This window comes from Chlorobium sp., assembly GCF_036528655.1.
Lineage (GTDB): Bacteria > Bacteroidota > Chlorobiia > Chlorobiales > Chlorobiaceae > Chlorobium.
Window position 1 is genome coordinate 1 of the sequence record NZ_JAIGND010000011.1, and the last position, 25552, is coordinate 25552.

A 25552-nucleotide genomic window follows, 5' to 3' on the forward strand; every position below is an offset into this window, starting at 1 on the left:
CGCAGTACTTTCAAATAACATAACCCTTTACAGGGCTCTTCCCGCCGTCACAATTACTTCCTGCTTCAACGGGATCCTAATGTATCACCTTCCCACTTCACTTCCAAATCCTTTTTCCCTTTTTTATCTTTTTATGTATTCCGACTGTTAACGACCAACCAACTGCCCCAGCCATCTCACTGCCCTGCAGACAACCGATTATTCAACAAAAACACAAAAGACGCAAGGATTCCGACACAAATCACAATAATCACGCATTACTGCCACCAATGTTTTTCAGCGTATTAATATATTATACGAACAAAAACACTATTCCCTCTGACGGTAGATATACCTCAACACTTTTCGGTTCCGAAAAACTGTCGATGGAAAAAAACGCCCCATATTGTCAGTCGAGCTGTCCGGTCACCGGCCTGCCGATCGAGAAGTTGCCGCACTGGAACGCCTATCATGCAGAGGCCGGCTATAACGCATCGTTTGCGGCCATCGGGCCCGATATCGTATATATTCAGGCCATCACCGATAATGATACCTTCCTGGACTACATGGACATCGATCTTTTCCGGACGGTTTGCGATGATCTGGAGATAAAAGGCAGAAAGGTTTTTGTTGTCTTTAACTTCAAGCACATCCGGGATATCCGATATACCTATAAAAAGGATTTTGCCAATCTTGTCTACAACTGGGGCACGATATTTTCCGTTCTGGTGCTCTACAATGTGCATCCCGAAATCAGGACTGTTGTTGAAGGGCTTTCTTGCATATGCCCGGATAATGCACGGATGCTGATCTGCGACTCATACGAGGATGCCATCCAGCGGATCATATATTACAAATCAGCAACAGATCACGAAAAATCTCCGGACGAAGAGGCCGAAAGCAGTTATAATGCCAGCAAAAAACAGTTTCTTGGTTCACTTGCCCGGATATGCTGGCTTGATCTGCTGGATCTTCCCCTAAAAACTCCGACGTCATGCGGTGAATTCAAACCCTTTTTTATCGCATTGGAAGAATTCAGAAAGGACAGACACGCAAAAGCCGGGGAGCACCGGCAGCATATCAGCCGGATTCAGCAACAAGGGGATCAGCAACTGGAACACAACAAACATCTGCTGAATGCGAAGCTCGACCTGTATGTGAAAAATTCGGCAACATACAGAGAGGAGAAAGCTTCCGTTACGAGCAGCATCCTTGCCAAAGAGGCTGAACTTGAACAACTTGCGACAGCAGCGGAAAACGATGGATGCAGACTCCCCCGAATATATGAACAGATATCCTGTCTCAGGATCGAACCGGAACAGAAAACGCGGCTGCTTGATGAATGCCTCGCGTTGATAGAAACGGATGCCGCAGCACAGCAGTTTCGCATGGAACTGACAGAAGCAGACAGACAATTTCTCAGTATGCTGCAGCAGAAACATCCTTCGCTCTCGAAAAAAGAGCTTCGGCTATGCCTGCTCATCAAGCTCCGCTATAACACAAAAGAGATCGCCAGAGAGACCGGCTTCTCCGTCAGGGGTATGGAAACCAACAGATACCGACTGCACAGCAAACTCGGACTGAAAAAACACCAGTCCATGAAGCAGTATTTCGCCTCGTTCCAGGCATAGCTATAAGGAAACCCTCAGCCATCCACCGGGCATTGAAATGCGATTATCGGGTTGCGTCCGTCCCCTCGGCTTCGGCTTGTCCGAGCAGCCGTTCAAGACAGCTGCTGCAGACGCATGTATCGTAACGGGCCGCGAGATACTCCGCGACTGCTGCCGGAACTGTCTTCCGGGTACACCAGCAGTCAACAGACCGCAAGCACGGAAACTCCGCTCCGCATATCGGACATGCAACCATCTTTCCTTCGCTTCCGCCGGTTATATGATCGGGTATCATGTGGATGGGAATAATAGTTTTCAATCCGTTACGGTCTGACGCATCGCCCTCTGCCAACCCTCGATCAGCCGTACGCGATCTCTGTCATCCATGGCCGGACAATACACCGATTCGGTTGCGTTCAGATGCCGAAGTTCATCTGCCGATTGCCAGAACCCTGCCTGCAGTCCCGAAAGAAAGGCGATGCCAAGCGAAGTCGACTCCCTGTTTTGCGGCGTCATAACCGGAATACCCAGCAGGTCCGCCTGAAACTGCATGAGAAATTCATTGCCGACAGCTCCGCCATCGGCCATCAGCAGCTTCGGCAGCAAGCCGGTATCGGCTTCCATCGCCCTGAAAACATCGTGCGTCTGATAAGCGATGGACTCCAGAGCGGCCCGCACGATGTGGTTGCGGTTCGCACCTCTCGTCAGTCCGGTAATGACCCCTCTCGCATCCATGTTCCAGTGAGGAGCCCCGAGACCGGCGAATGCCGGCACGATATAGACCCCGGCATTCGACTCCACCGCAAGGGCCATTGCCGCGGACTCGGCGGCATTCTTCAGAAGCAGCAACTCGTCGCGCAACCACTGTACAACCGCTCCGCCTATAAAAACCGAACCTTCAAGAGCATAACAGGTATGGCCTCCTCCATCGATTGCAAGCGTCGTAATAAGGCCGTTCCGGGATCGGATGCATGAATCGCCGGTATTCATCACCAGAAAACATCCGGTACCATAGGTGTTTTTAACCGAACCCGGTTCAAAGCAGCATTGTCCGAACAGCGCGGCCTGCTGGTCTCCGGCCATGGCACAGACCGGAACGCCTCTCAATTCGCGCAGCGCGACGATCGTACCGAAATCGCCCATCGACGGCCTAACGTCGGGAAGTATGGAGCGAGGAACATCAAAAAGGCCAAGCAGTTCGTCGTCCCACTCCTTATCCCGGATATTGAACAGCATGGTTCGGGACGCATTGGTGATATCGGTTGCATGCGTTCCGCCTCCCGTCAGCTTCCAGAGCAGCCAGGAATCAACCGTACCGAAAAGCAGCCCGGCGGAATCGGTTTCCGCATAGCGTTCAAGAATCCAGCGAATCTTCGTGGCGCTGAAATACGCATCGAGCGGCAGGCCGGTCTTCTCCTTGATTCGCTCCTCGTCCGGAAGAACCCGCCTGCACAGGTCGGCTGTACGGCGGCACTGCCAGACAATGGCGTTATGCAAGGGCCTTCCCGTATTCCGGTCCCATACAATGGTCGTTTCCCGCTGGTTGGTGATACCGGCAGCGACAACAGGCAAAGAGACACGGGGAAGCAGGTCGCCAATGCATGAAACGACGCTCTGCCATATCTCTTCGGGATCATGTTCCACCCAGCCTTCGGCAGGATAGTGCTGCAAAAGCTCCCTGTATGCCCTTGCATGCACACGTCCCTCGCGGTCATACAGCGCGCAGGCAGTACCTGTCGTCCCCTGATCGATTGCGAGAATCAGTCCTTTCCGCATCGTTGCCCCTTGTAAGGATGCATCCTGTTAAAGATCTTTGGTGGTTACCGAGAGTGCGATGAAGTGTTTCAGCACGCCTGATACCCGCTCTTCAACAGCGAAAGCCTGATCGAATTCCTGGATGCAGGTAAGCCGGTTCGGCACGACGATACAGGGAATTCCAGCCGCATGCGCCGACGAAAGCCCGCGCACGGAGTCCTCCACGGCAAGACACTGCCTTGGCTCGAGCCCAAGCCGTTCAAGCGCTTTGAGATAGGGTTCAGGGTGCGGTTTCGGCCGGGTGATATCGTCGTCGGTAATAATAACCTCGAAATGGGCGAGCAGGCCGTTATCTCGGTGCATCCGTTCAACCTTGTCGCGCGGGCTGCCGGTCACGAGCGCGAGTCTGACCCGCCCTGCAAGAGCCTCGATGGTTTCGGAAACATCCTCCAACAGCGGCACAGGGCTTTCGAGGGACTGAAGAAACGCCTCGTTCCGTTCCTCTATCACGCGTCCTGCAAGTTCCGGCGACATTCCCACCTTCAGAGCGATTTCGCTGCTGTGCCTCGCATTGCCAAGATACTCTACCCCCCAGTACCGGCTGTCGAGCAGGTATCCAGCACGCTCGAACGCCTTTCGGGTAAGCTCGAAAAAAAGGGCTTCGCTGTCGACAAGCAGGCCGTCATTATCCCATAAAATCGCTTCGATCATGCCGTTTCTTTCAATTGCATGGATGAGAGAGACCCAAAGGAAAAAGGTACGGGATTTAGAGGCAAGGAACAACTGCGGCTCATGCGGCGAGCTCGGAAGTTTTTTTGAATGACCGGGTATAGAGCGCATAGAGTCTGCGAAGCACACGCCAGAAAACCGGATCGCCGGTTATGGAAACAAGCTGTCCGGCCATTCGGCCCGGGTTGTTTCTGATCAGTTCGTTTCTGTAGAGCAGACGCATCAGGCTATCCATTGAAAGGGAACCTGATGCTGCAACCAGTTCATCGAGCCGGATAACTGCGCCAGCCCGCAAGGCGTCTTCCTTGCGAAGCGATAGCGAAAGCCTGCGGAGAACGCCCTGCTGTTCAATAATAAAACAGACAGCCTCCTTCTGCGAACGCTGCAATGAAAGCACGACAGGCGACTTCAAAGGCTTGACCCCGGATCTGCACTGATAGCTTATCTCCGGATTCCGGCGCGCATACCGCACAAATGCCCTGTAAATGGCATCGATAATGTTCTGCTCGCTGAGCGTTTTGTTAACCCTCATGAGAAAACAGAGCTGAAAAAGATCTTTCAGCATGGCTATCAGCATGGAGCCTATACTGTCTCTTTTCAGTACCGAACTGTAATTGCAGAATGCCACATTGCAATAGACCATCATCTCGACAAGAGTCGGAGTATCCATGCTTCTGGTCGAGACAACCGGGCAGAAATTGTTGTACAGATCCCAGTCGAACGAGGTGATTTTGTTTTCGGATTTATACTCGTCGAAAATTTTAGTGCCCGGATAGGGTGTCATCGACATGAACAGCACCTGCCGCAGACCGAGATTTTTCGCAAACTCCGGGTACACAAGCGTATCCTCGACCGACTCCGTATAATGACCGATAATGAAGTAGCCCTCCGTACCGATACCGTTCTCCCTGACAAGCCCAATGGCGCGCGATACATCGTCGAGCACGTTCTTCTTGTTCATCAGCTCAAGCGTCGCAGTATTCGGGCTCTCGATGCCGAGCCCCACTTTGCTCAACCCGATTTTGCGCAGTTTGCCGAGAATCCGCTCAGCCCTTATCAGATCTTTCGCCCTGGTTTCGGTCATGATCCTGAAATTGGTCAGACCCCGCTCGATCATCATGTCGCAGATAGCCTCGGCCCGTCTGATATTGGTCAGAAAATTGGCATCCCAGATCTTGATCAGCTTTTTTATTTTAGGATCGTGCAATCGGGCAAACTCTTCGACCACGTTTTCAGGGCTTCTGCCCCGCCAGTTTTTGTGCATGGTATCATTTGCGCAGAACGAACACGACCAGGGACAGCCCCTCGACGTATAGATGGTATCGATGGAATAATCCGTGCCCTGCTCCCCGTAACGCGCTGGACGGAGACTGCGAAGAGGATAAGGAATAGAATCGATGTCGCCGATGATCGGTCGCGGCCCTGTAGAGGTAATCCCTCCGTTTTCCCTGTATGCCAAACCCGGTACCTCTTTCGAAGGGCCATGCAGAACCAGATCGCGGAAGGTTGCCTCCCCCTCGCCTAAGGCTACGACATCCACGCAGCGGTGCCTGAGCACCTCCTCGGGCAGCGCCGTCGGATGAAATCCCCCCATAACGACGAACGCATCGCGTTCTTTTGCGATTTCGGCAAGCCTCAATGCATTATTGAAACAACCGGTCATCGACGATATCGCGACAAGATCGATTTTCCGCCGTTTCAGCAGTGCCCTGAAGCTGTCGTACAACCCCTCGTTATAGTAGTTTTCAGGGATAACCATGCTTTCGGCATCCTGCTCGACGGCCGCGGCAAGATAGCATATGCCGATGCAGTCGGATATATACCTCGGAAAAGGAGAAATAACGGCCTGCGGCGCCTCGACAAGACAGATGTTTCTGAAAAAAGCCATACCCTGAGATCCTCGTTGATTGGTAAACCCATGCCCTGGGAGATAAAAAAACGGCAAACAGCCCTCTTTGCTTTAATATAAGCTGTTTACGGCAGCAACGTTGCAGATAGCCTGCAGGAGAACCGGCTCAGGGAACCTGCGAGCAACCGCCGAAACCAGCTATTTTCGCATCCATTCTCGCCCAGAGATTCTGTGACTCAAGCTCGCCTGCCGTATAGACACGTGAAAAAATCTCATAGACCTTACCGGCACCATGAGCCTTTCCGTTATGAAGGTCATCGCAGTATGCGTGAAGCAGATAGTTCGGCAGATGCACGAGAGCTAATTCGAGAGTGCGCCTCCCGATATTGTCTTCCCGCTTCCGGGAGCTGACCCCTGACCCGAACCATGCATCGAACGTTGCCTTATCGATAAGCAGCTCTGCCGCAGGATACGGCGGCACCGATCTTGTCAGGGCATTATACGGATCGTCGCCATGACTCAGATAACGACCTTCGCTCATGAACCATGGCTGCGCATGTCCCGCATTCGCAACAAGCTTCACCGGTATGTTGACCGCACGCAGCAATGCCCGGAACAGCCCGACCGTTCCCCAGCATCCGGCCGTCAGATGCATCATACCGTATAACGGAGCAGATAACCTGACTGTACCGTTGATTACCCTGCTCAACGGCGGATACCCCCGGTACTGCCACTGGTCTTCCATATTCGCAGCGGTAGCGCCTCCCGAAAAATGAACAAGATTATCGCGGCACCACCCTAAAAGACGCGCTATCGTATCGATTCGGGTATGACCCAAAAGCCCGTTTCCGCCAAGAAAAGCATAGCTGAAGGAGGGAGAAGCCGGGACAAGATGACCGTGCATGGTATCGATACGGTATCCAGCATGAGAGCCGTTCCACCGAAACATTTCGCGGCTGTCGAACAACTGGGCAAGTTGGTCAGGAGGATACCCCAATAACGACCATGAAACCTGCCGCTGCATTTCGATGGTTAACGACTGCGCCGCGCTCGCCTTGAAATAAGCCCAGGCGTCCGTTTTTGAAAGCACGGTGATAACATAGTCATCGTCCCCCATGACCGCCTGATTCAAGGGAACCTCAGCAACAGCAAGAGCATTGCGGTTCCAGGCAAGAGCAAATGCCGCCCGAAGCTCGGATTTCCGCGACGCGCTCCATGACGACCACGCATGTACGCCGTCCTCATCTTCCCATACTATCGAACCGGCAACCTCAGGATGCGACGACAGCCACACATCGACATCAGGAAGATGGGGGTCCGATTCTCCCACGGGCTCCTGACCGAACGTGGAAATCCGCTTATGGACATGATCATACGACAGAGGCTTTTCATTGCGCAGGAGTCCGACAATATAATCGGCCTCGGCAGCAGCGATTCCTGAGACCGCATCAGAACCACCGGTTTCATAATAAAAAACGATATCGCGCGATCCCCCGATGTTTTCGAAAACCGCGTAGCTGCTTACGATTTTTCGCGCCATGGGTTATTCCCCCTCGCCAACTGGCTCGCTGCTGTAGGTAGACAGACGTTTCGAACTGTGGTCATACGACATGGGCTTTTCATTGCGCAGAAGATCGACGATATAGTTCGCCTCGGTATAAGGAATACCGGAAACCGAATCAGAACCGCCGCCCTGATAATAAAACGCAATGTCAGACGTACCGCCGATATTATGAAACACGGCGTAGTGGGTTACAACTTTCCGAGCCATGGAAAACCTCCCTGGAATGAGTTGGAAATTACAACTGAGCTTAACTCCGGCCAAACCGCCATACCGGCCGCCATCGATCAAAGCCACCTGGCCTGACGACTGTTCCGACAGGATGACGCTCTGTATAAGAACGGATGACGATTAATCGTAAAGTTATGATTTTAAACAAGTAAATCCTCATTCTGTTTTCCGACCCCGGTATGAATAAGCCGACGATTGTTACCGAATAAACCTGTCCGGTTTCAGCTTTCGGAAAGAAATCGTACTTTTCATTCCCGCAACTATACCGGATCTTTTTCTCATGCAGAAATCCGCTTCATCGAAACCCCTCCGCCGCAGCCGTCAACGCGAAAGGCTGCTCGATATTCTGCGGGGAACGACCACGCATCCTACCGCGGGATGGCTTTACGACATGCTGAAACCGGAATTCCCCAACCTCAGCCTTGGCACCGTCTACAGGAACCTTGCCGTGCTGATAGAAAAGGGTCTCGTAAAAAAAATCGACTCCGGCAGCACCTTCGACCGCTTCGAAGCCAAAACCACGCCGCACTACCACCTTATCTGCCGCGAATGCGGAACCATCATCGATTTCGAAAAGCGAATCTTTCCTGAAATCGAAACAATCATAAGCAACGAGGCGGACTTTACCGTCGAAGGCCACCGCATCGATTTCTTTGGCACCTGCAGCGGATGCAGAGGCCGAAACGGGAATAATTCTTGATTGAACCGGATATTTTTTTTATTCTATTATCAATAATCATTCCGATTATCTAAAACAGCAACCAAGGCGATCCGCAAAAATTCATACATTATACCTCACACTTATCAATTTACGATCATAACCGCACCGCTTGCGCAGCAACAACACGAAAGGAGGAACACTATCATGAGCGAACAGAGCAAGTGCCCCGTAACGGGCAGAACAGCCAGCAATCCGGTAGCCGGCGGAGGCATGTCGAACCGTGACTGGTGGCCGAATCAGCTTAATCTCGATATGCTTCATCAGCACTCTTCCCTCGGCAATCCCATGGATGAATCATTCAACTATGCCGAAGCATTCGAAACACTCGACCTTGCGGCCGTAAAAAACGACCTCTATGCGCTCATGACCGATTCGCAGGAGTGGTGGCCGGCCGACTACGGGCACTACGGCGGGCTTTTTATACGTATGGCATGGCACAGCGCGGGTACCTATCGTACCAGCGACGGCCGCGGCGGCGGGGGAACCGGAAATCAGCGCTTCGCACCGCTCAACAGCTGGCCCGACAATGCGAATCTCGACAAGGCACGCCGACTGCTCTGGCCGATCAAGCAGAAGTATGGGAAGAAGCTTTCCTGGGCAGATCTCATGATCCTTGCGGGCAACTGCGCACTGGAGTCGATGGGATTCAAAACCTTCGGGTTCGGCGGAGGACGCGTTGACATCTGGGAGCCTGAAGAGGATATTTACTGGGGTAAAGAAGTCGAGTGGCTCGGCAGCAATCGCTACAGCGGAGAACGAGATCTTGAAAACCCCCTCGCCGCCGTTCAGATGGGGCTGATCTACGTCAATCCCGAAGGCCCGGACGGGAACCCGGACCCCGTCGCCGCAGGCAGGGACATTCGCGAAACCTTTGCACGCATGGCCATGAACGACGAGGAAACCGTGGCGCTCGTAGCCGGCGGACACACCTTCGGCAAATGCCACGGCGTCGGCGATCCGAAACTGATAGGCCCCGAGCCGGAAGCCGCCCCCATCGAGGAACAGGGTCTGGGCTGGAAAAGCGGCTACGGAAGCGGCAAGGGGGACGAAACCATGACCAGCGGACTGGAAGGCGCATGGACTCCAGACCCTATTCATTGGGATATGGGCTATCTCGGCATGCTCTACAAATACGAGTGGGAACTGACCAAAAGCCCGGCAGGCGCCTGGCAGTGGAAACCGAAAGATGTAGCAGAAGAGGATCTCGCGCCGGCGGCTCACGATCCGTCCAAGCGGGTACCGACCATGATGACCACCGCGGACCTTGCGATGCGCATGGATCCGATCTACGGACCGATCTCCCGGCGGTACTACGAGCATCCCGATCAGTTTGCCGACGCATTCGCGCGTGCCTGGTTCAAACTGACCCATCGCGACATGGGACCGAAGTCTCGCTACCTCGGAGCGGAGGTTCCGGCGGAGGATCTGATCTGGCAGGATCCGGTACCGGCGGCAGATCATGAACTGATCGGCGACGAGGAAATCGAGAAACTCAAGAAGAGGATTCTTGCCTGCGGCCTATCGATTCCCGAGCTGGTCTCGACAGCCTGGGCCTCGGCCTCCACGTTCCGCGGATCCGACAAACGCGGCGGAGCCAACGGATCCCGCATCCGGCTCGCGCCCCAGAAGGAGTGGGAAATCAATCAGCCGGAACAGTTGAAAAAAGTGCTTGAGATGCTCGACGGAATACGGGAAACGTTCAACAGTGAACAGACAGGCGGAAAGCGTGTTTCGCTCGCCGACCTGATCGTGCTCGGTGGATGCGCTGCTGTCGAAGAGGCCGCCAGACGCGCCGGCAACGATGTCAAGGTTCCATTCACGCCGGGCCGCACGGATGCCTCGCAGGCAGAGACCGACGAGGAGTCGTTCGCCGTACTCGAACCGAGAGCAGACGGATTCCGCAACTACACCAGGAAAAAATACAGCGTGACGCCGGAAGAGATGCTGATTGACCGCTCGCAGTTGCTGACGCTCACCGCTCCGGAAATGACGGTTCTTATTGGCGGCCTGCGTGTGCTCGGCGTCAATTACCGGCAGTCTCCGCATGGCGTCTTCACCAGACGTCCGGAAACGCTCACCAACGACTTTTTCGTAAATCTGCTCGACATGGGCACGGAGTGGAAACCGGTTTCGCATGAGCACGACACGTTCGAAGGCCGTGATCGCAAAACCGGCGAACCCAGGTGGAGCGCCACCCGCGTCGATCTTATTTTCGGCTCGAACGCCCGGCTCCGCGCCGTCTCGGAAGTATACGGAAGCGATGACGCACAGGAAAAGTTCGTGCAGGACTTCGTAGCCGCATGGAACAAGGTGATGAATCTGGACCGGTTTGATATCATCTGAACTTTGCAAAAAAAATCCCGACAGACATCGATGGCTACCGACTATCCTTCGATGTCTGTTGGGTTATTCTGTCTGACTTCAGGACAATCAATTTGAATCGATATTTCGAGAAAGACAGAAAAATGAATGGATTGTCATGCTGATCCCTATTTATCAGGTGAAGCGCCCAGCCTGAATTTCAATCACCCTACATCATCACTACGCCCGAATAATTCGTAAAATTGCGATATTGTAGCATTAAGGAAACACGCCACTCAAATTAATGCTCCATGTTGTTTCCCCTTCGCTTCGATCCGTCAGCATTGCAAGGCCCCCGCGCCAAACAGCACTCCAACCGTCCTGATGCATTTCAGCAGTTGGTCGGGGATGCGTTGCGTGAAGAATTCGGTTTTCGCGCATCCGTTTCCCCGACCAAAGGTAGAGATGGCGCTATTGATGCTTTTATCGACGATAAAGCTGGCATTGAAGCTTTGGCCAATCTGCCTGCCCCGCAAATCATCGAATGCAAAGATCATGATGATACCTGCCGGGACTTTCTTGATAACATCTATCAGGGCTGGTATTCAGTTGCCGATAAACTCCAAAAACAGGCTGTACTTGGATGGACAGGTGACTTTGAACCGTGGCGACGAGTCAAGAGCTATGTTTACTGTATAAGCTCAAACATCGGAAAACAGGCGAGTCGAGAAAAACTGCAAGAAAAAATCACCAACTTCTTTTTCAATGAGTTACCCGAATCACTTCGGCCTCCATTGTTGGAAAAGATTCTCGTTCTCGATTGGTCGGATTTGCAGAATAGACTCAATCGGTTCCCACGAATTGCAGACAGATGGATAGGTTTAAAGCTTCCGAAAATTAAAACCCACGCAGAGTACTGCGAAAGTCTGACACAATTCCGCCGCTACTTGCTTGAAGAAAATTTCCCATTTGTTAAACCAGAAAAGGAAAACGACAACGCTTGCCCGGCAAACATTCTCACCCGGCTTGAACATCTTGCTGGTATAGGTGGCATACTACTCAAAGGAATCGGTGGAGTCGGAAAAACACGCACGGCCCTTGAGGTTGCTCAATTAGCTGACGACAAAGGCTGGCGCGTTCTCCACTTATTGCCTGATGATCCGGGAGTCACGGTCGATGATCTTTCAGAAGCTTTGTTTTCAGGTAACAACAAAACACTTCTGGTTTTCGATTATCTAGATCAGATGCCCAAACTCGATCTGGGCAGTGTACGTCATCGAATTTTGCATGAGGCTGCAACACGTGGAATGCCATTGGCACTACTCGCCAATTTACGACTATCCTCACTGCGCAATCGCGACCCCGAAAGGGACGCGTTGTTCACCGAGCACATTCTGCTTCAAAATTCAGCACGCCAAAAAGCACGCATCACAGAAATTGCCCTTGAACGCATCGCACCAGTGGCTGTTTCACAGTTAGGGCATGATAAAGTACACGAGTTGTGTGGCGAACGGCCTATCATTGCGATGTTCATTGCAGAAGAATTACAACGCCGTGCGCTGAAAGGCACACTTGTAAATGCAGGATTGAATGGAGTCCGTAATGACAACCTGTCCGGTTGGCTGAAAAAACGCCTTATCGAAGACAAACTTGTAGTCAGCGATAACTGCAACAGCTTTCTCCCACCACAACCGGAACCCTGGTTAGTCTCGGCAGCAACCATGCTTGCAGTAGCTCCTTTGGCAAGAGATCACATGGAAGAAGCAGGAAGTAAAGCCTTTCTTGCCGCTGGTGGGGATAATTCCCAAATGGCAACGCACGTGCTGGATCAGTTGCTCAGACTTGGCTGGATAGAACAGCGTGGCATCGAACTCTCCGCATCTCATGATGTCGTTGCTGATGAGGTGCTCAACGAAGTACTATGGGATTGCAGTGATCAACTGCGTGAAGCTGTGCTGGATTATTGCCTAACGCCAGCACTTGATCGAGCCAGAACACTTGGTCGTTACGCAACGGCACTCAATCGGCTGCAAAGTGCTGAAAAAACTCAGACAAAAGTTGATGCAACTCTTCACGAAAAAACAGAGCATTGGCTTGGTAAGCATTGTTCCGAGTTGGGCCATATGCTGGCAACAGCTGAGGCAGGTGAATCAGCATACGCATTAGGTAACATAATAAGCACTCCAGGTTGGGCGACAGTGTGCATAACTGAGTGGAGCAAACTCGTAACCCCTTGGCTGAATAACCATAGTTTGCATCCGGAAGCACGACACCTCCTATACCGAGGGATGAAGGATCTCCCTGAAGACACTGCGCAAGAACTAATCAATACTGCACTCGATTGGCTACCACATCATCTGAATTCCGATACGACAAGCTATGTTCTCGCTCCTCTTTTGAACCGAAGAGAAATAAACGAGCAAAATGCTTCTCGCGTTATCGATTTCGCCATCAACTGGATTGATCAGTTCCCTCTCGTTCCCGAGACCCAATTCGTACTAGCACCATTGCTGGCTCGCAACGATCTCGGTGAACATGCTTCTCGCGTTATCGATTTCGCCATCAACTGGATTGATCAGTTCCCTCTCGTTCCCGAGACCCAATTCGTACTAGCACCATTGCTGGCTCGCAACGATCTCGGTGAACACGCTTCTCGCGTTATCGATTTCGCCATCAACTGGATCGACCAGTTCCCTCTCGTTCCCGAGACCCAATTCGTACTGGAGCCTTTGCTGGCTCGCAACGATCTCGGTGAACACGCTTCTCGCGTTATCGATTTCGCCATCAACTGGATCGACCAGTTCCCTCTCGTTCCCGAGACCGGATTCGTACTGGAGCCTTTGCTGGATCGCAAGGATCTTTATAATGTCTCAAACCGAACAATCGAACTAACGATATCCTGGATTAAAAACTTTTTGTTAAATAGCCAAGCGTCTTTCGTATTTAAACCATTGCTAAAACGTAAGGACCTTAACATTCATTTAATTCAAGCAATCGATTTTGCAATACAATGGCTTAATCACTTCTCACTCGATTCTAAAGCATCATACGTTCTTGCGCCGTTACTCTCTCGATACGATCTCGGCAACTATTCAGATCAAGCCATCACTTTTGCAATCAACTGGCTCAAGAAATTCTCAAAAATCCCAGAGGCTCGATTTGTTTGCAAATCACTTATGAATCGCAAAGACATAGACCCGTCAGATCGCGTTCAGCTACATGAATCACTTGACACACTTTACAAATCTAATAATCAATTCATTAATCCCGAGATTGCACATGAACTAACAAACGCAGCTCTTGGTAAAAGAGAAAAGCCAAACAGACAGCGACTCGAAGAAATAGTCGAAATAATGGCAAATGCTATCAACACATCTCGACCGATTCCAGCAGCATTTATGTTACCTGGCCTATTGGCAATAGTTCAACCTTTTGAAGACTCTGAGTTATGGAAAAGAATAATTGAACTGGCAAATCAACTTCTGGAACATCCGAAATTTTTACCCATAAACAAGATAAAACTTGCAAATAGCATTTGGTATCTCGTTGATAAAAACGCATGGCCTGAAGAGCTTGCCAACCCTGTGCTGAATAAACTTGGACTGAATCGTCCGCGATCAGGCAATCCCCCAGAACAACCTGCAATCTGATTATCGATCAAATGGTGCTTAAGCCAAAGCAAAAACATACCACTGCACTATTCCGCTTACGCCTCAACAATCACATCGCCCATTTGCTTGAGTTCTCCTTCCTTCAGATTCGGATGCATCGGCAGGGCGAGTACCATAACTCTGACGTATTCAATAACAGGGAGTACACCCGGTTATTTCTATTTTATCTTCCCGCCCCGGTAGAGAAACAGCGAAACCCGGTCGTTCCTGCGGATAGCCGCCTTGACCGACTCCACATTCCTTTCGCACTGCAGCAGCGTCTTCCATGACAGCAGATGGCGCTCTTCATGAAAATCGGAGTTGCCGATATAGTTGAATTTTTTCAGCCCCACAACATTGAAGAGATCGTCCCGGTTGGCAACCTCCCACGCATCGAACATGGTGGCAAGCCGCTCATGGTTCTCCCAGAGATAAAACGAAGGGTCATCCCCGGAGTGATTCCTGATGTAGGGATGGCAGGCAACCGAAATGCCCTGCTGCTTCCTGATGCAGGCGATAATCTCCTCGACTGTCAAGTCAGGCGAAATATATGACTTGATATCGAGCGCGAGAATATGGTATCGAGAGGTATTGTTTGTCAGCTCTACGCCGGGAATAAGCAGCATGCTGTACCGCTCCCAGGCGCTTCGTGCCGCCTCCCAAAGCTCCTCCTGATAAGCGCCGAACTCCGCGCTATCCATGACCGACAGCTCCGAAACCGGCCGTCCGGATCGTCTGATACTTTCGGTATCGAGCACGTGATCGGTAATCGCTATGACGTCGAACCCCGCTTCGCCATAGAGCGAAACAACCTCGCCCGGCGAATACTTGCCATCGCTCCAGGTGGTATGGATATGAAAATCACAGTAGAGCCATTGCATAGGGTTCCAGCTACGTTATAAAGCCTTGACTTATGCGCGAAAGGTAGCCAACGAACTGTTGAGAAACGGTGACAGCTCTGCAAATTTTATGCCCATTAAACACCGGAGCGGATGTTATCGACTGATTGAGCAGCTAATGGGCATGCGCTTTTGCAGGCAGCATCGCCCTTGCGACCAGCACAATGAGCGCCACTGCCGACAGCATGGCAACCAGACCGCCCTCTTCGTGAGCCGATGCCTTAAGCCAGCCGGTGATGTCGATGCCGAGCGCACCGTAAAGCGCGTTGACGCCGATGCCGGAAAGAAACGACATGGCCACGATCACCGCAACATAGACCACGGTGGCTCGCCTGCCGATAAGCTTAGCGATAACCGTAATGGCCGCTGCGTTGGTTGCCGGACCGGCCAGCAGGAACACCAGCGCAGCGCCGGGTGAAATGCCCTTCAGGGCAAGAGCGGCCGCAATCGGGGTCGAAGCCGTGGCGCAGACGTAGAGCGGCACGGATATGGCGAGCATGAGCAGCATGGAGAGATACTCGTTCGAGAGGTAACGGCTGACTATTTCAGGAGAGAGAAAAACTGATATCACCCCGGCAAGCAGAACCCCGAAAAAAAGCCATCCGCCGATATCCTTCAGCAGATCGCCGAAAGCGAAACGCATGCCTTTCATGAATTTCGGGGCCAGCCCCTCCGGTTCCGGCTCCTTATGGCTGCAGCAGCAGCCCGACGTGCAGGCGTTCTGCGGTTCCGCCGCCGGAGTCGTCGCTGTTTCCGGGCGCTCGCTCCTGAAATGCCTGTCGGTAAAAGAGACCGCAATTCCGGCCGCCACGGCGGTGAAGAACGCCACGACCGGACGGATGACAGTCATGAGCGGATCGAGCAGCGCCCATGATACCGCGACGGAATCCACGCCGGTCTCCGGCGTCGAAATAAGAAACGAGGTGATTGCGCCTTTTCCCGCACCCTGCTTTTTCAGTCCCGCCGCAGCGGGCAGCACGCCGCAACTGCAGAGGGGAATGGGCACGCCCATAGCCGCCGCCTTGATAATCGAAGCCGTACTCCCGCCGCCAAGATGACGGGCCACGAAATCGTCCGGAAGAAACGCCTTAAGCAGACCCGCCACAAAAAAGCCTAACAGCACAAAGGGCGCCGATTCCAGCAGCACATTCCACGAAGCCAGAAGGACGGCCATGAACGCATCTATAATAATCATGATCATTACCTTTACCCTTTACATATAATCATATGATGACGTATTCATATATATATAAAAAAAAAGAGCCCTATCCTTTCAGTTCACGTACATGCTCCGAGCCCATGCGGACGAGACCCGAAATATGCTCGTCGTCAAGGCTGTAGAGCACATTCTTCCCCTGCTTGCGGGATTTCACGATCCTCGCGTCGCGCAGTACCCTGAGCTGATGCGACACCGCCGACTGGTTCATACCGAGCAGCGCCGTGATATCGCACACGCAGAGCTCCGAAAGGTAGAGCGCATCGAGGATCCTGATCCTTGTGTTGTCGCCCAGCACCTTGAACAGCTGCGCAAGCTCTTCCGAAGGAACTGTGCCAAGCATCTGAGTGCGCACCGACTCGACCACTTCCGAATGTATGCACTGCTCCTCGCAGCGGTCGTGTTCATGTTCCTGCATTCGAAATCCGGTTTGGTTTATACATGAGCAATCATTCATATGATAACAAATAATAACGATCCTGTCAACAAAAAAAGGGGCACAAGGCCCCTTCACCGAATATCCAGGCTTTCGCGGCCGGAACAAACCAGATATCGGCTTCCAACGACAGAACGCTTTACCGAAAAGCCCTTATCGGCGCAGCACAATCATATCTGTACTTGCATACCTATCTCAATCACCTGACCCGATGGAAGATCATAATACCCCGTAGCACTGATAGAGTTACGGACCATGAGGGCATAAAGCTTCTTTCGCCATATGCTCATTTTTGATTTCAGGCCGGGAACGATTCTTTCGCGGCTCAGAAAAAAGCTTGTAGCCTCGATGCGGAAATGAAACCCTTTGTGATGTGCCAGAGAAAAAACCTGACGGACGCTCGGCGACTCCATGAACCCATAGCGAGCGACGATCTTGTAGATACCGTCTCCGCACTTCACAACCTCTACCTTTTTGCTGTTCGGCACCCTCGGTACCCGTTCCGTCGAGAAGTGCAGCAATGCCACTTCCGAATGCAGCATCTTGTTATGCCTCATGTTGTGAAGCAACGCAACAGGAACTGCATCGGGATTCGCCGTCATATAGGCCGCCTGTCCGGCTACACGCTGCGGCTGCTGCAGCGCCAGGCTCTCGATGAACTCTTCCACCGTAAGGGTCCTGTCCCTCAGCTGTTTCAGAAGGATACTCTTCCCCTGGCTCCAGGTATGGAACAGGGTGAAGATGACGAGGCCAATGACGAGCGGAAACCAGGCCCCGTGCAGCAGTTTGCTCGCGCTGGCTCCGAAAAACCCGAGGTCGATGACAAAAAAGAAACTGACAAGCAGATTGACCGCCAGAGGATTCCATTTCCATCTATCTCGAGCCACATAATAGAAAAGCACCGTCGAAATCAGCATGGTTGCCGTCACGGCCACGCCATAGGCGGCCGCAAGCCTGCTTGACGACCCGAAACCCGCAACCAGCGCAATGGTCGAAAACATCAGACTCCAATTCGCTGCAGGAACATAGATCTGACCGATATGGTGCGCAGAAGTGTGCCGAATGGTCAGGCGCGGAAAATAACCAAGCTGGATCGCCTGCTGGGTAAGAGAAAAAACGCCGGTGATGAGCGCCTGAGATGCGATGATGGTAGCCGTTGTCGACAGAACTACCATAGGAATAAGCCCCCATGATGGGACAAGCGCATAAAAAGGGTGATGCGACTCTTCCGGAGAAACAAGCAGAAGAGCCCCTTGCCCGAAATAGTTAAGAAGCAATGCAGGCAACACGAACAAAAGCCAGGTAAGCCTGATAGGTTTCTTGCCGAAATGGCCCATGTCGGCATAGAGCGCCTCGGCGCCGGTGACCGAGAGAAATACTGCCCCGAGCACAAGAAATCCCTGCATGTGGTTGCTCAGAAGAAACCGTAACCCATGCCAGGGATTGACCGCAATAAGTATTTCCGGATACCGGAAGATTTCAACGGCGCCAAGCCCGGCGATCACGGCAAACCAGAGCATGATGACTGGCCCGAAGAACGATCCCACCTTGGCGGTACCGTGATGCTGCATAAAAAACAGTCCCGCAAGAATGACCACAGTTACGGGAATAACCAGCGACCCGAACGCAGGAGCGATGATCTGCAATCCTTCGACGGCACTGAGCACCGATATGGCCGGAGTTATCATGCCGTCTCCATACAGCAAAGCAGCACCGAATAAACCGATTGCAACAAGAAGCCAGCGCTCTCGGCGATTTTCGCGACTTTGCCGGATAATCAGCGCCGTCAGGGCAAGAATACCTCCTTCACCGTCGTTATCGGCTCTCATGATGAAAGTGAGATACTTCAGGGTAACGATCAGAATAAGCGCCCAGAAAAGCAGCGAGAGTACGCCGCGCACATTATCGTGGGAAACGGGAATACTGTAATCTCCGTGGAAACACTCACGTATTGCATAGAGGGGGCTGGTGCCGATATCTCCGAACACCACGCCGAGAGCGGCAATGGAAAGCGTCGCGAGTTTCTTGAAACCGGCGTTGCCGGATAAATGAGGTAGATCTGGGTTATCGGAAGATGAAGAATCTGCCATTGAGATGTTAACTGGTTGACAAAAACCCGACTCTTGAACAAAAACGTGGCATCATCGGGCATGCACGAATGAATTTATATAAAAATATCCTATTCATAGCATGAATCGCCCTGTCAACCCCGAAAAGGAGAAAAGGCAAAGATGATCAGCTATCTCTACCGATATCCGGTTCCTGCGGGGGACCGGGCACAATAAGCCTGCCTTCGCCAGCCCAAGCTCCGGAGGAGCGGAATATCGGTAATCCCGACCCGTCGGGATGAAGAGTTCAGGCACCATCCAACGAAGCAATCAAAGTGCAGAACAAATGAATGACGAGTTCATCAGGAAACCAGGTACCCCCAAACCGTCACCCGCCGCTTCACCGGCGCCCGATTATAGGCGAATACCTCCACGTACGGACCCATAACCGGAATGCGGGCGATGTAGGTACTGATGTTGTGCGGGCTGCCATGCCAGCTTCCCCGACCTGAAACCTCTATGAAGTTGGTGCTCTGCGGACTCGTGACGTTCTCCTCGAGGTTCACGTAGCGCCGGGCCGCCAGCTTGCCGTTTCCATCGAATGCGAAGGTCACGCCAAGATCCACAGGAGGTTCGTCGCTTTTTTCCTGGTTGAAACGCACGAAAATGTTCAGGTAGCTGTACCCGATCACCTCGGAATAGGGCGGAATGCTGATACCCATGCCCGGCTCGATCTCCTGATCGGTCATGAATTTCACGATGCTGGTGCAGACGGGCTCGCAGGGCCTGATGGCTTTTGTTTCCGGCATAAAAGGTCTCCGTTTGAGGTTGGCGTGAAGGTACAACGAAAAACAGGCATAAACTGAAAAATAACCGCTTCCGGCAGGATTCGCAAAGATCAGCTGTCAGAACGGATTTCCATCGAGGTTCATGCCGCATTTCCATAAACAAAATGATTGAATAATAGCCTCTACTGATTGCGAATTTGGCATTCAATCTATTTTATTCATAATCTGTCTTATTAGAAACAAAACAACATAAAACCCAAAGCAAAATAAATCAGCCGATGGCTCATCTCTGCCTGTGTCTTGGCCGGCATGGACAATCCGCTTACGCTGCAGGCGGAAACGACAGGGCAGGAAACCGCCGCCAGGCAATTGAACCTCGAACCTGTTGTGATAACCGCAACCATGACGGAGAAAAACCTTGATGATCTACCAGGATCTGTTGAAGTGGTTACCGCACAGGAGATCCGCGAAATGAATGCTTCGACCGTCGCCCAGGCTCTTGAAAACTCTGTCGGCCTGATTGTAGAGAGTTCAAGCGGCAGGATGAAAACGCCGGGTATTCGCGGTACGCGCAACAAGCAGACTCTCATTCTCGTTGACGGCAGAAGGCTGCCTGTTGGGTTTGGCGATCTGGTTGATATCAACCAGATTCCGGTATCTATGGTGGAACGGATCGAAATTGTTCGCGGACCGTCTTCGTCGCTCTACGGCAGCGACGCTATCGGCGGCGGCGTCAATATCATTATGAAAAAACCTGTAAAAAAACCCGAGGCTTCAGCTTTAGCGCATACCGGCGTTAACGAAGACGGCGAAGGAGCATCGTTTCTCGGCGGTGCTGCCGTAAACGGTTACCATAAAAACATAAGCTACATCATCGCCGGCGACTACAGAGGCACAAACAAATGGAACAGAACCGAAGGCGACGGCGTAGATGACGGCGACCATATCAGAATGCAGACAAATGCCGCCCGCATCAGCATCGATCTATTGGAAGGCCATCAATTATCCGCCGGTTTCGATTACAGCAAGCGGGATATGGACGGGGCATACGCTATATCGAGATGCTTTCAAGAAAACGCGATACCAAAGACAAACGTCTCAGCTATTATCTGCAGTACGATGGAAAATCAACGATAAGTATCTGACAACGGTTCGAGTTAACCGGGCTGAGTCGACCGGCGAAGTGGTGCTCGATCCGGCATCCACCACTGCGGAAGAAGGCGTCAGGGAAATCGCACTGAGCCATGCGGAAGCCCGGATCAGCGGGGAACTCTTCAAAAACCATCTCGTGACGCTCGGTGCCGAATTCAGGCGCGAAGACAGAGAAGAGGGCACAGATAAAAAGATGGATTTCGACAACGTCAGCGTCTATCTTCAGAATGAATTCATGCCGCTGAACTCCCTCTACTTCGTGGCCGGAGTCCGATACGACGACAACTCCATGTACGGCGACCAGCTCGCACCCAGGGTTTCCGTCATATACGACATCTCGGACAATCTCCGACTCAAAGGGTCATACGGGCAGAGGTTCCGCGCTCCGAGCATCGCCGAGCTCTATGTGGAATCCTGGAAACGGCGCGGTAAAGAGATCTACCAGCCAAATCCCGATCTCGATCCTGAAAAATCAGCAAGCCATGAAGCCGGCATCGAGGGAGAATACGGCATATTGAAAAGCTCGCTCACCTACTTCAGAAACGAACTCGAGGATATGATCGATGCCGTCTATGTCGGGTCGACAGGTTCGGGCCAGAACAAAAAGGACTATTATTACATGTAACAATATTTCAAGCGCCGTCATCAGCGGACTTGAATTCGAAACCAGCATTGCAATGGGTCAGGGATTTTCAGTCGCCGCCAACGCCGACTGGATGGATACGGAAAACAAGGATACCTGCAATAAGCTCGAGGGCAAACCCGATATCTCGGCATACCTCAAACTTGGCTACAACAACATCCGGCATGACCTCCATGCCAACCTGAGGGCTTCATATTTCGGCAACCGCTTCTATACCGCTGGCGACGAATCAGGCTATTCCCTTGTCAATGCATACGTTTCCAAAGGGATTACTGAAAAAATGGGCATTTTTGCCGGTATCGATAAGATATTCGACGAATCTGACAGCGAACCTGTCTTTTTCTACTGCTGAACTCACCTGTCGTTCTGAGCATAATGAATACCAAAAGCAGGAGACAGGAGGAAGGAGGATGCTGGTAAAATCAGGAACGGTAATATTCTTAAAAGGGCATAGTACTGCAATTATTTTTTATATATTTTACCCATATAACATCACTCGCGATAGTCATTTTATACACTTTCCCGCTCAAAGGGACACGAGAGGACGGCAGCTGATCATCGATTCATCATGATTTCCATCGAGCCGCCATACGTTCTCCATTGATGGCAGGCAACACAAAACAGCAGTAAAAAGAATGACGAAAAGGACATTGGTCAGAATGCTGCTCCTCGCAGCCCTGTCCTGGTCGAACCAGGCATATGGCGCTGGCGGAGGCAATATTTCTGTAAACATCACCGCTGAGCCAATATCTGGCGTAGCGATTGCAATTGACCGTGATAATCCTCCCTCCGGCCTGGATATCATCGACGTCACCGGTAATATCAACATCGGGAACATTTTTTCTGATATTTCTGCAGTATCGGCAGATGCTACGGCATCCGGTATATACAACGGAAGTTCGTACATCATTATACAAAAGCTGTCATCAGGGAGTGAAATATCAGCTCTCGGAGGAGCTGCGAACACATCCGGCAGTGATTATGCTGTGACTTCCGTTACAGGCATCCGTTCCATTCAGGATATCACTATCGATAATCTGGATGGAACAGTGTCCGCCACTGGCGGATCTTCTGAAGCTGAGGAAGATGCATATGCTTCTGCATATGGAATCAGAGGAAACAATATCAACATCACGAACCTGACCGGAACCGTCAACGCAGCCGGGGGAACTGCATATGGCGGTGGTTTTGCTTTTGCAAATTCATATGGCATATATGCTTCCACCAATATCAACATCACTAACCAGCCCGGAAACATTAACGTCTCCGGGGGAACAACTGAATGTGGGCCAGCAGTTTTTTTTGATGAAGCGACAGCTGTCGGCATGTATGCACAGAATGCCATCTCGATAGGCAATCTGACAGGCTCCATCGACATAACCGGCGGAAATGCGAAACATTTTGCCAATGCCATTGGGATCAGTTCCGACACGGACATCGGTATATATACTCTCTCAGGTGAAATCAACGCTGCCGGAGGCTATGCCAGTGAAGCATATGCCGATGCAACAGCAAAAGGAATATCAGGGGGCACAATTGAAATCGCTGCTCTCTCCGGCGAAATCAACGCCAGGGGTGGATGTGGTTATTTTACAGATACCTGGGGTATCAAAGGTACCGACATTGACATCGATGTTTTTTCCGGCTCAGTAAGTGCGATGGCCGGAAGCGGATATGGTACTGAAGCATACGGTATCTTCGGTAAAAACACTGTCTCTGTAGCGACATTCACCGGATCGATAGAAACATACGGCGGCAAGGGTTATGACGGGTTGTCCGAGGGTATTTCGGGCAATACGATTACGATAGGCACACTCTCCGGTTCTATTAAAGCGTCAGGTGGTTCTGGTTATGACGGAGAAGCTGCCGGTATTTCGGGCAATACGATCACTATAGGTACACTTTCCGGCTCTGTTGAAGCGATCAGCAGTAACGCCGTGTTTGCTGACGCATATGGTATCAAGTCATCAACGGGCCTTTCTATCGGGTCTGACGATGATCCTGACAGCGGCATCTCCGGCACCATTTCGGCTACTGCAGAAAAAGGACTGGCTTCAGAGAAGGCATACGCCTTGTTTTCTTGGAGTAATTACAGCGACTTCGTCGCGATGTCCGGTGCCGGCCGTCTGATCGGCAATGTGTATCTTGACGGAGGAAACGACACAATGCTCATACGCAATTCTGCGGTCATTTCGACCGTCCCCGTGCTTGATGGCGGAAGCGGAGGAGAAACAACCGGAGATGAGCTCATCTTCGAGAACTGGACCGGTACGCTCGGCCCGTCGGTCATCAACTGGGAAACCATATCCCTGACAGACGGTTCGGCCGTCATACTTCCTGATTCAGACAGTCACTATGTATTTACATACAGGGAGCTTATGATCGATCCCACCTCCACGCTCGATGTTTCGAACAACGCACAGACGTATATACTGCAGAACATAGGAACATCCGGCACCGTGAAAAATGCCGGCACGATAAGTCAGCTCGACAATAACACCGACAGCCAGATGACGATCAACGATGATTACGTCGGCGAAGGAGGATGCTTTGCGATGGATATCAATACGAGCAACTCAACCGCCGATCAGGTAACCATCAACGGCAACGCCACCGGTTCAACAAGCATCGTGGTTAATGAACTCGGAGATCCGGAGCCATTTAACGATCCGATGACCCTCATTATTGTCAGTGGCGACACATCGCCTGATGCCTTCAGCGTCAGCAACCGGCTTTACGGTCCATATCAGTATGTATACACGCTTGAGTTCGACGATGGTGATGCCAAAACATTCAGTATCGTCGATGTCGATAAATTCCACAACGATTATGCCGCGCTGCTGCAGGGCGTGACGCCGTGCATCGAGCAGCTCGGCTACGCTTCGGTCATGAAGTTCCACGAGCGCAGCGCTTACGGCTGGTTCCGCAACGACGACGTCGAGCATGAATCCTGGTGGGTGCGCTCGACCGGCAGCAGATATCGCCTCGGCCTGGATGGTGGAGCGGGCACCCGGTTCGACGGCTATGTCGGCTGGCTCCAGATCGGAACCGACCTCATCGCCAGCGAAAAAGATGGAAAGCGTTTCGACCTCGGGCTTTTCGCCGGTGTCGGGTATGGCAAGACTGAAGTCGACGGCATCTGGTCGGACAAGGCAGGGGAACTGTCGCAGACCGCTTACGGCGGAGGCTTCTACCTGAGCCTGCACGAACGCGGCACCTGGTACCTCGACGCCGTGGGACAGGCGATCTGCAACGACCTTTCGATCGACAGCCTTTCCGGCGGAAAATATTCGGCCGACGTCTGGTCGTGGATCGCTTCGGTCGAAGCAGGCGGGTGCATTGATGCCGGTGAGTCCTTCAGGTTGCAGCCGCAGGTACAGCTGATCTACCAGCACACCGGAGGTATCGACCTGTCGACGGCAGTCGGCGATGTATCGATCGGCGACCATGACGGACTACAGGGACGCCTGAGCCTGACCGGGCTTGCCGGAGCAAGCAAAGACGCGATAAACCCGTTCGTCGAAGTAAGCCTGGTGAAGGACTTCTCCGGCAGCAGCGAAGTGACCTACGCCATGGGAGGAGAAACCGTAGCTGCCAGTGCGGAAGAGTGGTTCATCGGCGGAGCGATCGGCCTGAGCCGGGAAGTTTCGAAGAAGAACAATCTCGGCTACTATGTAAAGGCTGGATCGATGCACGGCCTTGGCGGCCTTGATTCCTATACCTGTACCATCCTGGCAGGGTTAAAGGCAAAGTTCTGAGCCGGAAAGGGGACTATTGGGGACGATGGTTATTATCTTAACTGATCCGCAGCAATAAGGCAGGAGACAGGAGGAAGGCTCGGCAGGGGAAAGCCGGTAAAAATCAGGAACGGCCATAAAACACGAAAGCCTGTCGAAAGACAGGCTTCTTGCGTGTATAAAAATTCTCGGCGACGACCTACTCTCCCGCGTGAAGCAGTACCATCGGCTCTCCAGGGCTTAACGA

20 protein-coding genes are annotated in these 25552 nt (G+C 52.1%); 8 read left to right on the forward strand and 12 right to left on the reverse strand.

The window, feature by feature from the left end; genetic code table 11:
- The first annotated feature begins 365 nt into the window (after positions 1 to 365).
- On the forward strand, positions 366 to 1610 hold the full coding sequence (locus K4305_RS03925) for a helix-turn-helix transcriptional regulator (RefSeq protein ID WP_331561055.1): 1245 nt from the start codon (positions 366 to 368) through the stop codon (positions 1608 to 1610).
- Positions 1611 to 1653: 43 nt separating this feature from the next.
- On the opposite strand, the gene K4305_RS03930 is transcribed toward K4305_RS03925, so the two are convergent.
- The 6 genes from K4305_RS03930 to K4305_RS03955 all read right to left on the reverse strand — a co-directional run bounded on the left by K4305_RS03930 (position 1654) and on the right by K4305_RS03955 (position 7693).
- Positions 1654 to 1884: a cysteine-rich CWC family protein gene (locus K4305_RS03930; protein ID WP_331561056.1), complete on the reverse strand. Its 231-nt coding sequence runs from the start codon at positions 1882 to 1884 to the stop codon at positions 1654 to 1656.
- Positions 1885 to 1904: 20 nt separating this feature from the next.
- Positions 1905 to 3365 carry a glycerol kinase GlpK gene (gene glpK, locus K4305_RS03935; RefSeq protein ID WP_331561057.1) on the reverse strand — a complete coding sequence of 487 codons (1461 nt, stop codon included), beginning with the start codon at positions 3363 to 3365 and terminating at the stop codon, positions 1905 to 1907.
- A gap of 27 nt (positions 3366 to 3392) precedes the next feature.
- Positions 3393 to 4055, reverse strand: a complete 663-nt coding sequence (locus K4305_RS03940; RefSeq protein ID WP_331561058.1) for an HAD family hydrolase — start codon at positions 4053 to 4055, stop codon at positions 3393 to 3395.
- 79 nt (positions 4056 to 4134) lie between these two features.
- A complete protein-coding gene (locus tag K4305_RS03945; RefSeq protein ID WP_331561059.1) occupies positions 4135 to 5961 on the reverse strand; it encodes a B12-binding domain-containing radical SAM protein in 1827 nt (608 codons plus the stop codon).
- A gap of 127 nt (positions 5962 to 6088) precedes the next feature.
- Positions 6089 to 7462 (reverse strand): hypothetical protein, encoded by a 1374-nt coding sequence (locus K4305_RS03950; protein WP_331561060.1) that lies wholly within the window; start codon positions 7460 to 7462, stop codon positions 6089 to 6091.
- A gap of 3 nt (positions 7463 to 7465) precedes the next feature.
- Complete coding sequence (locus K4305_RS03955) at positions 7466 to 7693, reverse strand: hypothetical protein (protein ID WP_331561061.1); 228 nt, start codon at positions 7691 to 7693, stop codon at positions 7466 to 7468.
- Between the two features lie 301 nt (positions 7694 to 7994).
- Here K4305_RS03955 and K4305_RS03960 point away from each other — a divergent pair, with 301 nt between their 5' ends.
- From K4305_RS03960 to K4305_RS03970, 3 genes are all read left to right on the forward strand, one after another.
- Positions 7995 to 8414: a Fur family transcriptional regulator gene (locus tag K4305_RS03960; protein ID WP_331561062.1), complete on the forward strand. Its 420-nt coding sequence runs from the start codon at positions 7995 to 7997 to the stop codon at positions 8412 to 8414.
- Between the two features lie 165 nt (positions 8415 to 8579).
- Positions 8580 to 10778 (forward strand): catalase/peroxidase HPI, encoded by a 2199-nt coding sequence (gene katG, locus K4305_RS03965; protein WP_331561063.1) that lies wholly within the window; start codon positions 8580 to 8582, stop codon positions 10776 to 10778.
- Positions 10779 to 11080: 302 nt separating this feature from the next.
- Positions 11081 to 14386 (forward strand): hypothetical protein, encoded by a 3306-nt coding sequence (locus tag K4305_RS03970; protein WP_331561064.1) that lies wholly within the window; start codon positions 11081 to 11083, stop codon positions 14384 to 14386.
- A 179-nt stretch (positions 14387 to 14565) separates the two neighbouring features.
- Here the strand turns inward: K4305_RS03970 and K4305_RS03975 are convergent, their stop codons facing one another.
- From K4305_RS03975 to K4305_RS03995, 5 genes are all read right to left on the reverse strand, one after another.
- Entirely contained in the window at positions 14566 to 15267 is a 702-nt protein-coding gene (locus K4305_RS03975; RefSeq protein WP_331561065.1) for a PHP domain-containing protein, read from the reverse strand.
- A 133-nt stretch (positions 15268 to 15400) separates the two neighbouring features.
- On the reverse strand, positions 15401 to 16486 hold the full coding sequence (locus tag K4305_RS03980) for an SO_0444 family Cu/Zn efflux transporter (protein WP_442880422.1): 1086 nt from the start codon (positions 16484 to 16486) through the stop codon (positions 15401 to 15403).
- A gap of 64 nt (positions 16487 to 16550) precedes the next feature.
- The gene (locus K4305_RS03985; protein WP_331561068.1) at positions 16551 to 16919 is read right to left on the reverse strand and encodes an ArsR/SmtB family transcription factor; all 369 of its coding nucleotides are present in this window, start codon (positions 16917 to 16919) and stop codon (positions 16551 to 16553) included.
- 188 nt (positions 16920 to 17107) lie between these two features.
- Positions 17108 to 19027: a potassium transporter Kup gene (locus K4305_RS03990; protein ID WP_331561069.1), complete on the reverse strand. Its 1920-nt coding sequence runs from the start codon at positions 19025 to 19027 to the stop codon at positions 17108 to 17110.
- A 320-nt stretch (positions 19028 to 19347) separates the two neighbouring features.
- Entirely contained in the window at positions 19348 to 19794 is a 447-nt protein-coding gene (locus K4305_RS03995; protein ID WP_331561070.1) for a hypothetical protein, read from the reverse strand.
- Positions 19795 to 20082: 288 nt separating this feature from the next.
- Here K4305_RS03995 and K4305_RS04000 point away from each other — a divergent pair, with 288 nt between their 5' ends.
- The 4 genes from K4305_RS04000 (at position 20083) to K4305_RS04015 (ending at position 25326) form a co-directional block, all read left to right on the forward strand.
- A complete protein-coding gene (locus tag K4305_RS04000; protein ID WP_331561072.1) occupies positions 20083 to 20910 on the forward strand; it encodes a TonB-dependent receptor plug domain-containing protein in 828 nt (275 codons plus the stop codon).
- A gap of 4 nt (positions 20911 to 20914) precedes the next feature.
- On the forward strand, positions 20915 to 21550 hold the full coding sequence (locus K4305_RS04005; RefSeq protein WP_331561076.1) for a TonB-dependent receptor plug domain-containing protein: 636 nt from the start codon (positions 20915 to 20917) through the stop codon (positions 21548 to 21550).
- A 52-nt stretch (positions 21551 to 21602) separates the two neighbouring features.
- Positions 21603 to 21920: a TonB-dependent receptor gene (locus K4305_RS04010; protein ID WP_331561073.1), complete on the forward strand. Its 318-nt coding sequence runs from the start codon at positions 21603 to 21605 to the stop codon at positions 21918 to 21920.
- A gap of 283 nt (positions 21921 to 22203) precedes the next feature.
- Entirely contained in the window at positions 22204 to 25326 is a 3123-nt protein-coding gene (locus K4305_RS04015; RefSeq protein ID WP_331561074.1) for an autotransporter outer membrane beta-barrel domain-containing protein, read from the forward strand.
- Between the two features lie 32 nt (positions 25327 to 25358).
- On the opposite strand, the gene K4305_RS04020 is transcribed toward K4305_RS04015, so the two are convergent.
- On the reverse strand, positions 25359 to 25552 hold a 194-nt coding region (locus tag K4305_RS04020; protein ID WP_331561075.1), incomplete at its 5' end, for a hypothetical protein.

Excerpts from the sequence above, each read along its gene's own strand:
- K4305_RS03925 (WP_331561055.1), top strand. The coding sequence starts at position 366 with ATGGAAAAAAACGCCCCATATTGTCAGTCGAGCTGTCCGGTCACCGGC.
- K4305_RS03930 (WP_331561056.1), bottom strand. The coding sequence starts at position 1,884 with ATGATACCCGATCATATAACCGGCGGAAGCGAAGGAAAGATGGTTGCA.
- glpK (WP_331561057.1), bottom strand. The coding sequence starts at position 3,365 with ATGCGGAAAGGACTGATTCTCGCAATCGATCAGGGGACGACAGGTACT.
- K4305_RS03940 (WP_331561058.1), bottom strand. The coding sequence starts at position 4,055 with ATGATCGAAGCGATTTTATGGGATAATGACGGCCTGCTTGTCGACAGC.
- K4305_RS03945 (WP_331561059.1), bottom strand. The coding sequence starts at position 5,961 with ATGGCTTTTTTCAGAAACATCTGTCTTGTCGAGGCGCCGCAGGCCGTT.
- K4305_RS03950 (WP_331561060.1), bottom strand. The coding sequence starts at position 7,462 with ATGGCGCGAAAAATCGTAAGCAGCTACGCGGTTTTCGAAAACATCGGG.
- K4305_RS03955 (WP_331561061.1), bottom strand. The coding sequence starts at position 7,693 with ATGGCTCGGAAAGTTGTAACCCACTACGCCGTGTTTCATAATATCGGC.
- K4305_RS03960 (WP_331561062.1), top strand. The coding sequence starts at position 7,995 with ATGCAGAAATCCGCTTCATCGAAACCCCTCCGCCGCAGCCGTCAACGC.
- katG (WP_331561063.1), top strand. The coding sequence starts at position 8,580 with ATGAGCGAACAGAGCAAGTGCCCCGTAACGGGCAGAACAGCCAGCAAT.
- K4305_RS03975 (WP_331561065.1), bottom strand. The coding sequence starts at position 15,267 with ATGCAATGGCTCTACTGTGATTTTCATATCCATACCACCTGGAGCGAT.
- K4305_RS03980 (WP_442880422.1), bottom strand. The coding sequence starts at position 16,486 with ATGATCATGATTATTATAGATGCGTTCATGGCCGTCCTTCTGGCTTCG.
- K4305_RS03985 (WP_331561068.1), bottom strand. The coding sequence starts at position 16,919 with ATGCAGGAACATGAACACGACCGCTGCGAGGAGCAGTGCATACATTCG.
- K4305_RS03990 (WP_331561069.1), bottom strand. The coding sequence starts at position 19,027 with ATGGCAGATTCTTCATCTTCCGATAACCCAGATCTACCTCATTTATCC.
- K4305_RS03995 (WP_331561070.1), bottom strand. The coding sequence starts at position 19,794 with ATGCCGGAAACAAAAGCCATCAGGCCCTGCGAGCCCGTCTGCACCAGC.
- K4305_RS04000 (WP_331561072.1), top strand. The coding sequence starts at position 20,083 with ATGGACAATCCGCTTACGCTGCAGGCGGAAACGACAGGGCAGGAAACC.
- K4305_RS04010 (WP_331561073.1), top strand. The coding sequence starts at position 21,603 with ATGGGTCAGGGATTTTCAGTCGCCGCCAACGCCGACTGGATGGATACG.
- K4305_RS04015 (WP_331561074.1), top strand. The coding sequence starts at position 22,204 with ATGACGAAAAGGACATTGGTCAGAATGCTGCTCCTCGCAGCCCTGTCC.